The sequence below is a fragment of the Cupriavidus phytohabitans genome, assembly GCF_000426345.1.
Taxonomy (GTDB): domain Bacteria; phylum Pseudomonadota; class Gammaproteobacteria; order Burkholderiales; family Burkholderiaceae; genus Cupriavidus.
The window spans coordinates 1-14,750 of the sequence record NZ_AUFE01000093.1; the positions used below are offsets into that span (position 1 = coordinate 1).

Consider the following 14,750-nt stretch of genomic DNA (forward strand, 5'->3'; position numbering starts at 1 on the left):
TAGCCCGGCACACGAGCAACCCGCGATCCAGCTAGGCAACGGATCTCATCCGACTTGCGGAATTAGATAGCGGCAGGCTCATTGGGCGGACCTCTGTAATGCGGTAACCAACCCGCGGATATCAGCATGATCCACCGTCGAGACTTACTGCTACGTCGCCCTTCAGGAAATTGGGGGAACTACATGCAACTGTGAAACTGAATCAAACCAATCTCGATTGACACGGGGAGTCATATCAGCTGGACTGCGCTGCACGCGCCCTTTGCTATGCGTCTCCTGCTTCAGGATATCGGCGCGAACTGTTCGGCGCCAAGAGCGAAGCGCGTGAAGCGGGCCAGCTCGGGCTGTTCAACGAGGCCGAAGCACTCACCGCCAACGCCCCGGGAACGTGTATTCCCTTGGCCTGGATTGCCGCGCAGGCGCTTTATGTGCTGGCGGACGGCGGGACGTCGGCGGCCAGTGGTGCGGTGTATCGCGTCGATGCGACGGTCGGCTGCGGCAAGCCGCCCTCGGTCACACGGCGTCGAAGGCTGCTCGCATGCAGGCGGCGAAATAGTTGACGTGCGTGTCGCGTGGCGCCAGTTGCGCGCGCAGCATGTAGCTCCTGAACGGGATATCGGGCTTGAACGGGATGGCGACCACGCCCGGGAACTTCATCGTCCGGCTGACGATGGGGTTCATCAGGCTCACGCCAAGGCCTTCGCTGACCATTCTGCAGATCGTCGCGGCGAAGGGCGTTTCGAGCGCCATGATGCGGTCGCCGTCACGGAACACGGCATCGATCGCACGCCGTGACGTATTTCCGCCGGGCAGGGAAACAAAGCGCTCGCCGGCCAGGTCTTCCGGGACGAGCTGCTTCTTCTTCGCCAGCCGGTGACGCGCCGGCACGACACACACGGCGCTTTCGGTGTGTATGACCGACGCCACGACACCCGGCTTGTCGGAGATGTTGGAAACAAAGCCGATGTCGCAGTGCTGCGTGGCGATCCAGTTGGCGATCACATAGGACTCGCTGGTGTCGCAGACGATGCGTACCTGTGGGTATTTTTCGCTGAAGCGCCGGACTGCCTGCGGCAACACGCTCAGCGATATCGACGCGGCGGCCGCCACGCGCAGCGTGCCGACCCCGACGTCGCGGATGGCGCGCGCCGAGTCGCTCAGGCTGTCCAGTCCGACGAAGGCACGCTCCACTTCCTTGAACAACGCCTCGCCGCCCTTGGTCGCCACCACGCGTCCCGGCAGCCGGTCGAACAGCTCGAAGCCGAGCTCCGCTTCGAGCTTGCCGATGACGCGGCTCACGTTCGGTTGCGACGTATGCAACTGCTTCGCCGCGACGGTCATAGAGCCGGTCAGCATAACGGTGCGGAAGGTTTCGATCTGCTTGAAGTTCATGCCGGCAATGGTACAGGCATTCCCGGATGTCCATATCAAAAATGCATGCACCCCCGTGAAACTGTCATTTGACCGGTATGTCCCTGGCTTCGATACTGGGTTCACCACACAACGTATCCGGAACCATGGAATCGAAAGTCAGCCGCCGGCTCAACGAGCCGCTTGCCCAGGAAATCTGCGAGCACATTTACGGTCCGCGCCTTGCGCGCGACTTCACGAGACAATTCGCCTACCTCACCGAGGTGAACCAGGCGCACCTGCTGATGCTGCACAAGACCGGCCTGGTGTCCCCGGAAGTGGCACGGCAGCTGGCAGGCGGCCTGCAGCGGATGGAGGCCGAGGGGCCCGACGCGGTGACGCTGGATCCCGCCCGCGAGGATCCGTACTTCAACTATGAAGCCCGGCTGATGGAAGTGAGCGGCCGGGACATCGGCGGACGCCTGCACATGGCGCGCAGCCGGAACGACATCGCCGCCACCATCGACCGGATGCGCGCCCGCAACATCGTCCTCGACACCATCGAGGCGCTGGGCAGCGTTCGCAGGGTGGCGCTGCAACGCGCTGGTGAATTGGCCGATGCCGTCATGCCTGGCTACACGCACCTGCAGCCCGCGCAGCCCATCACGTTCGGCTTCTACCTGAGCGCCGTGGCCGAGACGCTGGGCCGGGACATGGACCGGCTGCATGCGGCTTTGGCGCGGATCGACGCAATGCCGCTGGGTGCAGGCGCGCTGGCCGGTACGCGGTTCCCGATCGACAGGCAAGTCACCGCGACCGCGCTCGGCTTCGGTTCGCTGGTCCACAACACGCTGGATGCAGTGGCGTCACGCGACTTCGCATGGGAGGCCATGTCCGACATGACCATCGTCGCACTGACTTGGGGGCGGGTGGCGCAGGACTTCTATGTGTGGTCCACCCCGGAGTTCGGCCTGCTGTCCTTCCCCGACCGCGTGGCGAGTACCTCGAGCATCATGCCGCAGAAGAAGAACCCCGCCGTGCTCGAATACCTGCGCGGCAAGAGCGCCCATGTCGTCGGGCTGCTGACGACCGCGCTGATCGCGGTCAAGGGCACCCATTTCACGCACACCGGCGACAGCAGCCGCGAGAGCATCCGCAGCTTCTGGGAGTGCTGCGAGGAAACGGCGCGCTGCCTCGCGCTGTTCAAGCTGGTCGTCGGCAGCGTCGAGCCGAAGCGGCAATCCATGCTGCAGCGGGTCAGGTTCGACTTTTCCGTGGCCACCGACCTGGCCGACGGGCTCGTTGCCGACGCGGGACTGTCGTTCCGCGACGCCCACCACGTCGTGGGTGGCCTGGTGCGCATGGCCCTGGATGCCGGCCAGTCCGCCGGCGAAGTGACCAGCACCATGCTCGACCGCGCGGCGGTGGACGTCATCGGTCGCGCGATCGAATGGCCGGAAGCCAAGCTGCGCCAGTACCTGGACCCCGTCGAGAGCGTCAACTCGCGCGGCAACGGCGGTCCTGCGCCGGCGGAGGTGACCCTTGCCATAGAGCGCCAACGCGCTCATCTTGAAGCCGTGCTGGCTTCGGTGACGTCGACACGGCAGCGCCTCGATGCGGCGCGCGACCAGATGAAGCGCGATATCGCCGCCCTGGCAGCGGCCTGATCCATCCATCCTCTTCCTGCCCAAGCACCATGAAGCTCATCGCCAAGTTACTGATTGCGGCCGTTAGCGCGGCTTGCGTTGCCCCAGGCGCGTCCGCGGCGTATCCGGACAAGCCGATCCGCCTCATCGTTCCGTTCCCGGCGGGAGGTACCGTCAACCTGATCGGCCGAGTGCTGGCGCAGCGCCTTTCCGAGACGCTGGGTCAGCAGGTCATCGTGGAGAACAAGCCCGGTGCGGGCGGCACGCTGGGTGCGGACCTGGTCGCCAAGTCGCCGCCTGACGGCTATACGCTGCTGCTCGCGTCTTCGGGCCACCAGTCCATCCACCCGCTGATCTACAAGAAGCTGCCGTACGACGCGAACAAGGACTTTGTGCAGGTGGCACTGTTTGCCGCCGTGCCGAACGTTCTGGTGGTCTCGAACAAGGTGCCGGCGAAGACCGTCAAGGATTTCGTCGCCTATGCCAAATCCGGCGGCAAGCCGCTCTTCATGGGCTCCGCCGGAAACGGCAGCGTCAACCAGATGGTCGGCGAGCTGTTCCAGCACAAGACCGGCACCAGCTTTGAGCATGTGCCGTTCAAGGGCGCGGGCCCGGCGGCGGTTGACCTCATGGCGGGGCAGATCGACCTGATGTTCGTCAACCTGCCCAATGTCCTGCCGCAAATCCAGGGCGGGAAGATGCGCGCCCTGGCGGTCGCGAGTTCGCGGCGGGTGGCTTCGTTGCCGGACGTTCCCACCATGGCGGAGGCCGGCATCCCTGACTTGGTGGTCGACTCCTGGGCCGGCGTGCTGGCGCCGGCGGGAACGCCCAAGGCCGTCGTCGACCGGCTGTCGATCGAGATCAACAAGATCGCGAAAGAGAAGAAAACTGCCGAGAGCCTCGCGGCCCAGGAGGCTATCCCGATGCCCGGCACCAGCGCAGACTATGCCGCGCTGGTGCGCGTCGAGACGCAGCGCTGGAGCGAGGTGATCCGGAAGGCGAACATCACGCTGGATTGAGGCTGCCGCTGGGCGGCGTGGCATAAAAAAACGGACGCTGGCGTGCTCGGCCGACAGCGTCCGCGTCGCGCTTACAAGTCAGGCCAGTTCGCCCGAAGCTGCGCCACCTCGTCGTGCTGCGCCTTCATCTATGGGGCAAGCTGCTGTGAGCGGCTGTGGCCTCACGGCGTTTGGGCTGATGATTACTGCTACTGGCCATTCGAGCGGGCGCTGGCGTGGCAGCCAGAATGGCTAGTGGCCGATGGAATCAGCACAGGCGCTACCGCGACGGGATCCGGGCTTCAACTTATCGTGATGGAAGAACACATGACAGACCGCGAACTGATCGTCCCACCGACGATGCAACGTATCGTCGAACGTGCTGGCTATGTACCGGCAGTGAAAGTCGGCGCCACCGTATTTTGTGCCGGACAGATCGGGCGTACCGCCGACCTCGAAGTGGTCGCGGATCCCGAGGCGCAATTTCTGGCGTGCTGGGAAAATCTGCGCGTGGTGCTAGAAGAAGCTGGCTGCACTTTTGAGGACGTTGTCGATATGACGACGTACCACGTGCATATGAGCGCGCAGATGCACGTATTCCGTGAAGTGAAGAATCGGGTTTTCCCACGCGGCACGTGCGCATGGACTTCGATTGGCGTGTCCGAGCTCGCGCATCCGGGCTTGCTGGTTGAGATCAAGTGTGTGGCCGTGAAGCGAGAGGCGACTGCAAGGTGACCACGCTAATGGCGGAGATGTGCCATTGATCGAAGGGTCGGCAACAGTCAATGCCTCGTTGAGGCTCGGTCGTCGCCTGCGAGCTCCGAAGACGACATAGGCTGGTTGCCGCGTAGGGGTGCGACCGTTTCACCCCCAGTAGGCGAAATGCCCGCGGCGACGGCCATCCTTACGTGACTCAACGACTCTGAGTTGCGCGCCCTGCCACACAATCCACGGCAGCGACACCTGCGGCAGTCCCGCCAGGCCAGCAGGGCACTTCCGCCTCCGTGGGCCGGCCCGCGGGAAAACCGCACACCGGGTTCGGAGGGAGGGGACGGCGCAACAAGCCACCGCAGGCGAGTGAACGCAGCTACTGCCTCCTCGCGCGTGCGGCATAACGCCACGGCGTCATCCGCGTAGCGCGGCTAATTCCGGTTTCCTACACAACGGCGTCATCCAGACCGATACGAATCCTTTTCGAAACTGTTACACTGTATGGATGTACAGTATCTGGGGCAGACCTTCCCGGACCTGCCCAGGCCCTGTGCTATGGTGGTTTGCTCCAGGCCCCCTGGCCCCCTGGCCCCCTGGCCCCCTGGCCACCCGCCGTCCACGCCTGTCCCTCCCTTAACGCATTGATCCGAAAGAAAAGATCGTGTCGAGCAAGCAGCTGATTCGCATTCGCGGCGCCCGCCAGCACAACCTCAAGGATGTCGACCTCGACCTGCGCCCCGGCGAGATGACCGTGGTGACCGGGCCGTCCGGCTCGGGCAAGTCGAGCCTGGTGTTCGACACGCTCTATGCCGAGGGCCAGCGCCGCTACGTCGAGACCTTCAGCGCCTACGCGCGCCAGTTCCTGGACCGGATGGATCGCCCGCAGGTCGAGCGCGTCGACGGCGTGCCGCCGGCGATCGCCATCGACCAGACCAACCCGGTGCGCAGCTCGCGCTCGACGGTTGGCACGATGACCGAGCTGAACGACCACCTGAAGCTGCTTTATGCGCGCGCGGCTGAGCTGTTCGACAAGCAGACCGCGCTGCCGGTGCGCCACGATTCCCCGGAGACGATCTACGCCGAGCTGCTGGCGCGCACGGCGCAAGGGCAGCCGCACCACGATGCGCGGCTGGTGGTGACCTTCCCGGTGGAACTGCCGGAATCGACCACCGAGGAAGAGGTACAGCAGTGGCTCTCCGTCAGCGGCTACACGCGCGTGCAGGCGCAGCGCGTGGTGCAGTCGCCGACCGGGGCGCGCAAGCTGCTGGACGTGGTGGCCGATCGTTTCCGCATCGGCAATGCCGAGAAGGTGCGCGTGGTGGAGGCGATCGAAGCCTCGCTCAAGCGCGGCGGCGGACGCGTCAACATCTATGTGCTGGCCGATGGCGACGATGGCCCCGTGTGGCGCTTCTCCACCGGCCTGCATAGCCCGGAGAGCGACCTGCGCTATGCCGACCCGCAACCCGCGCTGTTCTCGTTCAACTCCGCCTACGGCGCCTGCGAAACCTGCCGGGGCTTCGGCCGCGTGATCGGGGTCGACCTCGGGCTGGTCATTCCCGATGCGCGCAAGTCGCTGCGCGAAGGCGCGATCAAGCCGATGCAGACCCCGGCCTGGAAAGAGTGCCAGGACGACCTGATGCGCTACGCCGGCAAGGCCGGCATCCCGCGCGACACGCCCTGGGCCGACATGACCGAGGCCGAGCGCCACTGGGTCGTCCATGGCTCGCCCGACTGGAACGGCCAGTGGAACAAGCAGTGGTACGGCGTGATGCGGTTCTTCAGCTACCTGGAGTCGAAGGCGTACAAGATGCACATCCGGGTGCTGCTGTCCAAGTACCGCAGCTACACCCCGTGCGAAACCTGCGGCGGCGCGCGCCTGAAGACCGAGTCGCTGCTGTGGCGCCTGGGCTCGAAGGACAATGCCGACGCCGTGCTGGCAGCCGGACGCCGGTTCCTGCCGCGCGGCGTGGAGTGGGACCGCACCCAGCTCGAAGCGTTGCCGGGCCTGACCGTACACGACCTGATGCTGCTGCCGATCGAGCGCATCCGCCGCTTCTTCGACGCGCTGACGCTGCCCAGCGCGATGCTGGACGATGCCCTCAAGCTGCTGCTGGCCGAAGTGCGCACGCGGCTCAAGTACCTGTGCGACGTCGGCCTGGGCTACCTGACGCTGGACCGCCAGAGCCGCACGCTGTCCGGCGGCGAAGTGCAGCGCATCAACCTGACCACTGCGTTAGGCACCTCGCTGGTCAACACGCTGTTCGTGCTGGACGAGCCCAGCATCGGCCTGCACCCGCGCGACCTGAACCGCATCGTCGAGGCCATGCACCGGCTGCGCGACGCGGGCAATACGCTGGTGGTGGTCGAGCACGATCCTTCGGTGATGCTCGCCGCCGACCGCCTGATCGACATGGGCCCCGGTCCGGGCGAGCGCGGGGGCAACATCATCTTCGACGGCACGCCGTCGGATATCCGCAATGCCGACACGCTCACCGGTGCTTATCTCGGCGGGCGCCGCCGCGTGGCCGATGCCTCGCACTGGCAACGCCGCCCCGTTGACGACAAGCTGCCGCGCATCGTGCTGGAAGGCGCGACCGAACACAACCTGCAGGACGTCACCGTCGAGATCCCGCTGCAGCGGCTGGTCTGCGTGACCGGCGTGTCCGGCTCGGGCAAGTCCACGCTGCTGCAGGACGTGCTGCATCCGGCGATGGCGCGGCATTTCGGCAAGGCGACCGAATCACCGGGCGCATACCGCAAGCTGAGCGGCGCGGACCTCGTCGATGACGTGGTCTTCGTCGACCAGTCGCCGATCGGCAAGACCGCGCGCTCCAACCCGGCCAGCTACGTCGGCGCGTTCGACGAGATCCGCAAGATCTTCGCCAAGGCGCCGATGGCGCTGCAGCGCAGCTATACCGCCGGCACCTTCAGCTTCAATTCCGGCGACGGGCGCTGCCCGACCTGCGGCGGCTCAGGCTTCGAGCACGTCGAAATGCAGTTCCTCAGCGACGTCTACCTGCGCTGCCCGGATTGCGACGGCACCCGCTACCGCCCCGAAGTGCTGGAGGTGAAGATCGAGCGCGCCATCGCCGGGCAGCCGCCGCGCGCGCTCAGCATTGCCGACGTGCTGGAACTGACGGTCAGCGAAGCGGCGTCGTATTTCGCCGGCGATGCCGCGGTGCTGCGCGTGCTGCAGCCCATTGTCGATGTCGGCCTCGAATACATGAAGCTGGGCCAGCCCGTGCCGACGCTGTCGGGCGGCGAGGCGCAGCGCCTGAAGCTGGCCGGCTTCCTGGCCGAGGCCGCGCAGGCCACGCCGTCGCGCACCCGCGCCAGCACGCTGCCGCGCCGCCTGTTCATGTTCGACGAGCCGACCACGGGTTTGCACTTCGACGATATCGCCAAGCTGATGCTGGCCTTCGGCAAGCTGCTCGACAGCGGCCATTCGCTGATCGTGATCGAGCACAACCTCGACGTGATCCGCGCCGCCGACTGGCTGATCGACCTGGGTCCTGAAGGCGGCGATGCCGGCGGCCGCGTGGTCTGCACCGGAACGCCCGAGGACGTGAAGGGCTGCGCCGGGTCCCATACCGGCCAGGCGCTGATCCACTACGACGCGGCGCTCGGCGAAGCCGGCACCCTTGCCGCTGAACGCGCCGCCGGCGCCGAGTCCGAGGGCGTGCCGCTGCAGGCGGTTTTGCAGGCCCGCCGCGCGCGCCGCGAGGTCGAGGGCGAGGACGTGGTGCGCATCGTCAACGCGCACGAGCACAACCTGAAGTCGCTCAACGTCGATATCCCGCATGGCAAGTTCAACGTCGTCACCGGCGTATCCGGCTCGGGCAAGTCGACGCTGGCGTTCGACATCCTGTTCCACGAAGGCCAGCGCCGCTACCTGGAATCGCTCAACGCCTATGCGCGCTCGATCGTGCAGCCGGCGGGCCGGCCCGAGGTCGATGCGGTCTACGGCATCCCGCCCACCGTCGCGATCGAGCAGCGCCTGTCGCGCGGCGGCCGCAAGAGCACGGTGGCAACCACGTCGGAAGTCTGGCACTTCCTGCGCCTGCTGTACGTCAAGCTGGGCATCCAGCACTGCGTGCATGATGGCGCGCCGGTGACGTCGCAGAGCCCGGAATCGATCGCCGCGCAGCTGCTGCGCGACCATCGCGGCCAGCACGTCGGCTTCCTGGCGCCGTTGGTGGTCAACCGCAAGGGCGTCTATACCGATCTGGCCAAATGGGCCAAGGCGCGCGGCAATACGCACCTGCGTGTCGATGGCGAGTTCCTGCCGGTCGACCCGTGGCCGCGCCTGGACCGTTTCCGCGAGCACACTATCGAGCTGCCGGTCGGCGACCTGGTCGTCACGCCGGAGAACGAACAGCAACTGCGCGCACTGCTGGCGCAGGCCCTGGAAGCGGGCAAGGGCGTGATGCACCTGCTGGCGCCGCTCGACGGGCTGGACCACGCCATGACCAATGGCGGCACCGCGCACGTGGGCGAGGTCAAGGTGTTCTCGACCAAGCGCGCCTGCCCCGAGTGCGGCACCAGCTATCCGGAACTCGACCCGCGCATGTTCTCGTACAACAGCAAGCACGGCTGGTGCGGCAGCTGTGTCGGCACCGGGCTGGCGCTGACGCGCGAGCAGCGCGCGGCGTTCGACGATACCGTGCTGGCCGACGACAACCGCGGCCGCGAGCAGAGCCTGCCGTCGGAGGAGCTGGAACCGGAGGGCGTGGGCGAAACGCCGTGCCCTGACTGCCACGGCACGCGTTTGAACCCGGTGGCGCGCGCGGTCACGTTCGACACGCAGGCCATTGTCGACGTGGCGCAATGGACCGTGTCCGATACCCGCCGCTGGGTCGACGGCCTGCGCCTGGCCGGCCGCGACGCCGAGATCGCGCGCGACGTGGTCAGCGAGATCGGCAGCCGGCTGCAGTTCCTGGAAGAAGTGGGGCTGGGCTACCTGAGCCTGGACCGCGCCGCGCCGAGCCTGTCCGGCGGCGAGGCGCAGCGCATCCGGCTGGCGGCGCAGCTCGGCAGCAACCTGCAGGGCGTTTGCTACGTGCTGGACGAGCCCACCATTGGCCTGCACCCGCGCGACAACCAGATCCTGCTCGATGCGCTGCGCAAGCTGGGCGACAAGGGCAATACGCTGGTGGTGGTCGAGCATGACGAAGACACCATCCGCCGCGCCGACCACATCATCGACATCGGCCCCGGCGCGGGCAAGCGCGGCGGCACGCTGGTGGCGCAGGGCGGCGTGGCGGACCTTGCCGCGGCGCCGGCATCCACCACTGGCCAGTTCCTGGCGCAGCCGATCATCCACCCGCTGCAGGCACGCCGCCCGGTGCGGCCTGGCGCGGCTGGCAAGCCGGCCGATCCGGCCGAATGGCTGACCGTGCACGGCGCTTCACTGCATAACCTGCGCAACGTGAACGCGCGCCTCCCGCTGTCGCGCCTGGTGGCGATCACCGGCGTGTCGGGCTCGGGCAAGTCGACGCTGGCGCGCGACGTGCTGATGACCAACCTGCTCGACGCGGTGGGCCGTTCGGTGCTGTCGTCGCCGGCCACGCGCCGCGCGCGCAATGCGGCCAGGGAAGAGGCGAAGACAAGCAAGTCGACGGCGAAGAAGCCGCTCAAGGTCGACCACGACTGGTACGGCTGCGACGCCATCACCGGCTGGGAATCGATCGACCGCGTGCTCGAAGTCGACCAGACCCCGATCGGGAAGACGCCGCGTTCGTGCCCGGCCACCTATATCGGCGTATGGGACACCATCCGCCGGCTTTTTGCCGATACGCTTGAGGCGCGTGCGCGCGGCTATACCGCCTCGCGCTTTTCATTCAACACCGGCGATGGCCGCTGCCCCGCGTGCGAAGGGCAGGGCGTGCGCACCATCGGCATGAGCTTCTTGCCGGACGTGAAAGTGCCATGCGACGTCTGCCACGGGCAGCGCTTCAATCCCGAGACACTCGCCGTCACCTGGCGCGGCAAGAACATCGGCGACGTGCTGACCATGGAGATCGACGAAGCGGTGGAATTTTTTGCATCGATGTCCAATATTGCGCACCCGCTGCAGCTGATGAAGGACGTGGGGCTGGGGTACCTGACGCTGGGCCAGCCGTCGCCGACGCTGTCCGGCGGCGAGGCGCAGCGCATCAAGCTGGTCACCGAGCTGAGCAAGGTGCGCGACGACATCACGCGCCGCGGCCAGAAGGCGCCGCATACGCTGTACGTGCTGGACGAGCCGACCGTCGGCCTGCACATGGCCGACGTGGCGCGCCTGATCCGCGTGCTGCACCGCCTGGCCGACGGTGGCCACAGCGTGGTGGTGATCGAGCATGACCTCGACGTGATCGCCGAGGCCGACTGGATCATCGACCTGGGGCCGGAAGGCGGCGCGGGCGGCGGCACCATCGTCGGCGCAGCCGATCCGGAATCGCTGGCGCGGATCCCGGCAAGCCATACCGGCGCGGCGCTGGTGCCGGTGCTGGCGCGCGGCAAGGCCGGGACGCGGCAGGACGATGCGCGAGCCAAAGCCGGCGTGGCGTGAGCCGTTTGCCGCAAGCGAGGGGGCGTAGCCAGGGCCACACGCCACAGGCACGCCTTTCGCTTGCTCATGGTTGCTGGCGCGCACATCGCGCCATGAACGGAGGTAACCATGAAGCATATCCGACCCAGCCGATTTCTCGCCGCTGTCGCGTTCGCCGCCGCTGCGATTCCCGCCATGGCCCAGATGACGCCTGGCACGCCGCGCGGCAGCTATGATCCTTATTCGCAGGGTGCGCGCAGCACCGACAAGTTCGATCCGTACACGCAGGGTGCCAACACTTCCACGCGCCAGGACCTCGGGCCGGCAACCGAGGCCCAGCCTTCTACCGTGCCGGCGCAGCCCGGCATGACCAGCCCGCCCGCGCAGCGCACGGCTGACCCGTACATGGAAGGAACGCGCTGGGTCAGTCCGGAACTTGGCCGCCGCGTTGGCCCGCGCAGCCAGTTCCTGGATGGTGCCTGATCCTGAGCACCTGACAGGCCAATTTTCGCAACGGCCGCCTGCCGCGTGCGCGGCATTATGCCGCCACGCGGGCAACGGCCTTTCCAGCCTTTCCAGCCTTTCCAGTCGCGAAGGCGCGAAAAAATGCGAATGCAACCGGACTTACCGCCTCTTGTAAATCCTGCGCAAGCGGCCAATGACCAGTTCGGCGTGCCGGATGCCAGCCAGGCGCTGCGCTGCGGCCCCCTGCCGTCCGTAGGGCTCGCGCGCATGACGGTGGTCAGCTACAACATCCATCGCGGGGTCGGCACCGACCGCCGCTACCGGCCCGACCGGATCGCTGCGGTGCTGGAAGAACTCGGCGCTGATATCGTCGCGCTGCAGGAAGTCGAGTCGGGCAGCAGCAACGACCACACGCTGGAATACCTGGCCGGGCACACCGGCATGCACGTGGTGTCGGGCTTTACCCGCGTGCGCGGCAATGCGGATTATGGCAATGCCCTGCTGACGCGCTTCGCGCCGCAGGCGGTCAACCAGATCGATCTCACGGTGAAAGGCTGCGAGGCGCGCGGCGCGATCGACGTCACGCTCGCCTGTACCGCATCGGGGCACGCCAGCGCGCTGCGCGTCATTGCCACGCACCTGGGGCTGCGCCCCGGCGAACGGCGCCACCAGGTGCAGCGACTGCTGAACTACGTGGCCGCGGCGCCGCCGTTGCCCACCATCCTGCTGGGCGACGTCAACGAGTGGTTCTTGTGGGGACGTCCGCTGCGCTGGCTGCACGCATATTTCGAACAGACCCCGCACACGGCGACATTTCCCTCGCGCATGCCGATATTCGCGCTGGACCGGATCTGGGTCTCGCCGCGCGCACACCTGGTCTCGGTGGCCAGCCACCGCTCGCCGCTGGCGCGGGTCGCCTCCGACCACCTGCCGCTGCTGGCCTGCTTCGAGGTGCCGCTGGCGCAATCGTCTTCGGCCGCCGCGGGCGCGGAGATGGGTCCCGAAGCATAGGCAAACACCGGGCAAACATAGGAGCACGACGATGAGACAGAGCGACGACAACTACCTGCGCAGGCGCGCCGACCAGCAGTACGGCAGCAATGACCAGGGCTACAGCGGTATCCCGGCCCAGTCGCGCAACCGGCGCCAGCGCGGGCTCAGCGGTGGCCGCTACGGCAACACCGCCGAGCGCCTGCCGCGCGACCAGACCCAGGACGTGACGCCCGGCGACGAAGAGTGGTATGGGCTGTACGTCGAGGAATGGCGCTGGCCGAGCGAGCGTCCCCCTTATGGCGCCAGTGGACGTGGCGATGCGCGCTACGAGGATGAATGGTCGCAGCGCAGTCCGGCGGGCGCGGGCCGCGGCCCCTACGAGCGCAATGAGCGCCATGAGCGCCATGAGCGAGATGGAGGCTATGGCGAGCCTGAGCGCTCTGGCTATCGGCGCTGGCAGGACGAGCGTTATGAGCGCGAGGCACGCGGCTATGGCGGCATTGGCGACGAGTGGGACACCCCCTCGCAGCGACGCCCCGCCGGCCCGCGCAACTACCGGCGCGACGACGACCGCATCCACGATGAGGTCTGCAACCGGCTGGCGCGCGATGACGAGCTCGATGTCAGCGACGTCGAAGTCCGAGTGCAGGATGGGGTGGTGATGCTGGAGGGCAAGGTCAACGACCGCCGCACCAAGTACGATATCGAGGATATCGCGGAGCACGTATTCGGCGTGCAGGACGTGATCAACCACATCCGCGTGCAGCGCTACGGGTTGCTGGCTTCCGAATGAGGGGCCGGAGAACGGCGAGGGCGGCGGCGCAGGTTCACTGAGCCGCCGCCCTTCGCCTTGACCCTGACCAGCGCGTCAGTCCTCGCTGGTCCGCGGCGGATGGGGCGGCTGCTCTTCGCGCTCATCGGTACGGTCGGCCTTGTCGACCGGCACCTCGGCCGGCAACCCTTCGGCCGCACGCACCACTTCGTCGGCAATCTCTTCTTCCGGGATTTCGTCTTCCGGCGGCAGGTGCGAGTCTTCGTCGCGCTGCTCGATCTCGATCTCGCTCTCGATGTCATTGATCTCTTGCTCGAGATCCGGATCCAGCGTGCTGGGGATCTTGCCGGCCTGCGCCCGCGCAGCGCCCGTCGCGGTCTTGTCACGCGGGCGGCCGCCGCCGGCGGAAGCCTGGGCGCCGGTACGTACGGTCTTGCTCATGGTCTCTCCTTGGGTCTGTCCTGTGCGGTGCGGTGTGGCATCGTGGCAGCGGTCAGGTGTTTTCCACCGGAGGTTCGCTTTCCTCCGGATTGCCGCCGCGGCGCCGCACCGAGGGCGGCTCGCCGTTCTCGTCGGGAATATCGTGCTCGCGCTCGACATCGTGGCGGCGGTCGCGTCCCGGCTTGCCGCGTTCATGTTCGGTGTCAGGCCCGCCCTTGTGCGGATCCGGCCTCGGCTCGCTGCGGCGCCGGGTGGTGTCATGGTCGGGTTGGCGATGGGTGCTCATGGTGTCTCCAGGGCAGATATTCGTGCGGGTGTCGCATCGTTAATCCGTACCGGCACGAAGTTCGTCGGATACCGCGGTCACGCCGCGTACCGAGCGCGCCAGCTCCATGGCCAGGGCGCGCTGCTTGTCGTCGCGCACCGAGCCTTCAAGCTTGACGACGCCGTCCATGGTCGACACGCGGATCTTCGCCGGATCCAGCGTGCCTGCGCTTGCCAGGCGCGCACGGACTTCGGACGTGATGGCGCGGTCGCTGGCAATTGCGGTGTCGCGCGGCGCGGCGGTGCGGCCCGTGGAGGAGGGGGCCGCGGGGGCGTCGGTGGGCGCCGCGGGCACCGCCGGCGCAGCTGCCATGACCAGTACCGCCAGCGGCAGCGCCAGGCGGCGAATGCGGGAGCGAGCAGGACATCTCATGGCGATCCTCCTGTACGGCATACCGTACTGCGTGAGGAGATAAAGTCAAATCTGGTGTACGAAGGTTGATCGTGGCCGGTTCTCAGGCGGCGAGTTTCTGCTGATCCGGCGGATTGTCTTGCGCCGGGGCACCGTCCTTGAAGGGAAT

At 67.1% G+C, this 14,750-nt stretch carries 11 protein-coding genes and 1 pseudogene; 8 read left to right on the plus strand and 4 right to left on the minus strand.

Translation table 11 applies throughout. The features are described 5' to 3' along the window. Positions 1-287 precede the first annotated feature (287 nt). Positions 288-380, plus strand: a pseudogene (locus K309_RS44375) (IS66 family transposase); the annotation flags it as partial. A gap of 133 nt (positions 381-513) precedes the next feature. Here K309_RS44375 and K309_RS0131010 read toward each other — a convergent pair. Further along, the gene (locus K309_RS0131010) at positions 514-1,392 is read right to left on the minus strand and encodes a LysR substrate-binding domain-containing protein (protein WP_029049942.1); all 879 of its coding nucleotides are present in this window, start codon (positions 1,390-1,392) and stop codon (positions 514-516) included. A 125-nt stretch (positions 1,393-1,517) separates the two neighbouring features. Between K309_RS0131010 and argH the strand changes: the two genes are divergently transcribed. The 7 genes from argH to K309_RS0131045 all read left to right on the plus strand — a co-directional run bounded on the left by argH (position 1,518) and on the right by K309_RS0131045 (position 13,485). Beyond that, positions 1,518-3,017 carry an argininosuccinate lyase gene (gene argH / locus K309_RS0131015; protein WP_029049943.1) on the plus strand — a complete coding sequence of 500 codons (1,500 nt, stop codon included), beginning with the start codon at positions 1,518-1,520 and terminating at the stop codon, positions 3,015-3,017. A gap of 29 nt (positions 3,018-3,046) precedes the next feature. Continuing rightward, positions 3,047-4,015 carry a Bug family tripartite tricarboxylate transporter substrate binding protein gene (locus K309_RS0131020; RefSeq protein ID WP_029049944.1) on the plus strand — a complete coding sequence of 323 codons (969 nt, stop codon included), beginning with the start codon at positions 3,047-3,049 and terminating at the stop codon, positions 4,013-4,015. A 306-nt stretch (positions 4,016-4,321) separates the two neighbouring features. After that, the gene (locus tag K309_RS0131025; protein ID WP_029049945.1) at positions 4,322-4,729 is read left to right on the plus strand and encodes a RidA family protein; all 408 of its coding nucleotides are present in this window, start codon (positions 4,322-4,324) and stop codon (positions 4,727-4,729) included. Between the two features lie 637 nt (positions 4,730-5,366). Continuing rightward, positions 5,367-11,255: an excinuclease ABC subunit UvrA gene (gene uvrA, locus K309_RS0131030; RefSeq protein ID WP_029049946.1), complete on the plus strand. Its 5,889-nt coding sequence runs from the start codon at positions 5,367-5,369 to the stop codon at positions 11,253-11,255. Between the two features lie 108 nt (positions 11,256-11,363). Further along, positions 11,364-11,717 carry a hypothetical protein gene (locus tag K309_RS0131035; RefSeq protein WP_029049947.1) on the plus strand — a complete coding sequence of 118 codons (354 nt, stop codon included), beginning with the start codon at positions 11,364-11,366 and terminating at the stop codon, positions 11,715-11,717. Between the two features lie 123 nt (positions 11,718-11,840). Continuing rightward, positions 11,841-12,710: an endonuclease/exonuclease/phosphatase family protein gene (locus K309_RS38050; protein WP_051320705.1), complete on the plus strand. Its 870-nt coding sequence runs from the start codon at positions 11,841-11,843 to the stop codon at positions 12,708-12,710. Between the two features lie 31 nt (positions 12,711-12,741). Further along, positions 12,742-13,485, plus strand: coding sequence for a BON domain-containing protein (locus K309_RS0131045; RefSeq protein ID WP_029049948.1), 744 nt, complete (start codon positions 12,742-12,744; stop codon positions 13,483-13,485). 75 nt (positions 13,486-13,560) lie between these two features. On the opposite strand, the gene K309_RS38055 is transcribed toward K309_RS0131045, so the two are convergent. From K309_RS38055 to K309_RS0131060, 3 genes are read right to left on the minus strand one after another with little or no spacing between them, the layout of a single operon-like run. Further along, positions 13,561-13,905: a hypothetical protein gene (locus tag K309_RS38055; RefSeq protein WP_051320706.1), complete on the minus strand. Its 345-nt coding sequence runs from the start codon at positions 13,903-13,905 to the stop codon at positions 13,561-13,563. Positions 13,906-13,957: 52 nt separating this feature from the next. After that, positions 13,958-14,191, minus strand: a complete 234-nt coding sequence (locus K309_RS0131055) for a hypothetical protein (protein ID WP_029049949.1) — start codon at positions 14,189-14,191, stop codon at positions 13,958-13,960. Positions 14,192-14,230: 39 nt separating this feature from the next. Then, entirely contained in the window at positions 14,231-14,602 is a 372-nt protein-coding gene (locus K309_RS0131060) for a BON domain-containing protein (protein ID WP_029049950.1), read from the minus strand. Positions 14,603-14,750: the final 148 nt, after the last annotated feature.

Coding starts and splice junctions, on each gene's coding strand:
- K309_RS0131020 (WP_029049944.1), top strand. CDS start 3,047: ATGAAGCTCATCGCCAAGTTACTGATTGCGGCCGTTAGCGCGGCTTGC.
- K309_RS0131025 (WP_029049945.1), top strand. CDS start 4,322: ATGACAGACCGCGAACTGATCGTCCCACCGACGATGCAACGTATCGTC.
- K309_RS38055 (WP_051320706.1), bottom strand. CDS start 13,905: ATGAGCAAGACCGTACGTACCGGCGCCCAGGCTTCCGCCGGCGGCGGC.
- K309_RS0131010 (WP_029049942.1), bottom strand. CDS start 1,392: ATGAACTTCAAGCAGATCGAAACCTTCCGCACCGTTATGCTGACCGGC.
- K309_RS0131055 (WP_029049949.1), bottom strand. CDS start 14,191: ATGAGCACCCATCGCCAACCCGACCATGACACCACCCGGCGCCGCAGC.
- K309_RS0131035 (WP_029049947.1), top strand. CDS start 11,364: ATGAAGCATATCCGACCCAGCCGATTTCTCGCCGCTGTCGCGTTCGCC.
- K309_RS38050 (WP_051320705.1), top strand. CDS start 11,841: ATGCGAATGCAACCGGACTTACCGCCTCTTGTAAATCCTGCGCAAGCG.
- K309_RS0131060 (WP_029049950.1), bottom strand. CDS start 14,602: ATGAGATGTCCTGCTCGCTCCCGCATTCGCCGCCTGGCGCTGCCGCTG.
- argH (WP_029049943.1), top strand. CDS start 1,518: ATGGAATCGAAAGTCAGCCGCCGGCTCAACGAGCCGCTTGCCCAGGAA.
- K309_RS0131045 (WP_029049948.1), top strand. CDS start 12,742: ATGAGACAGAGCGACGACAACTACCTGCGCAGGCGCGCCGACCAGCAG.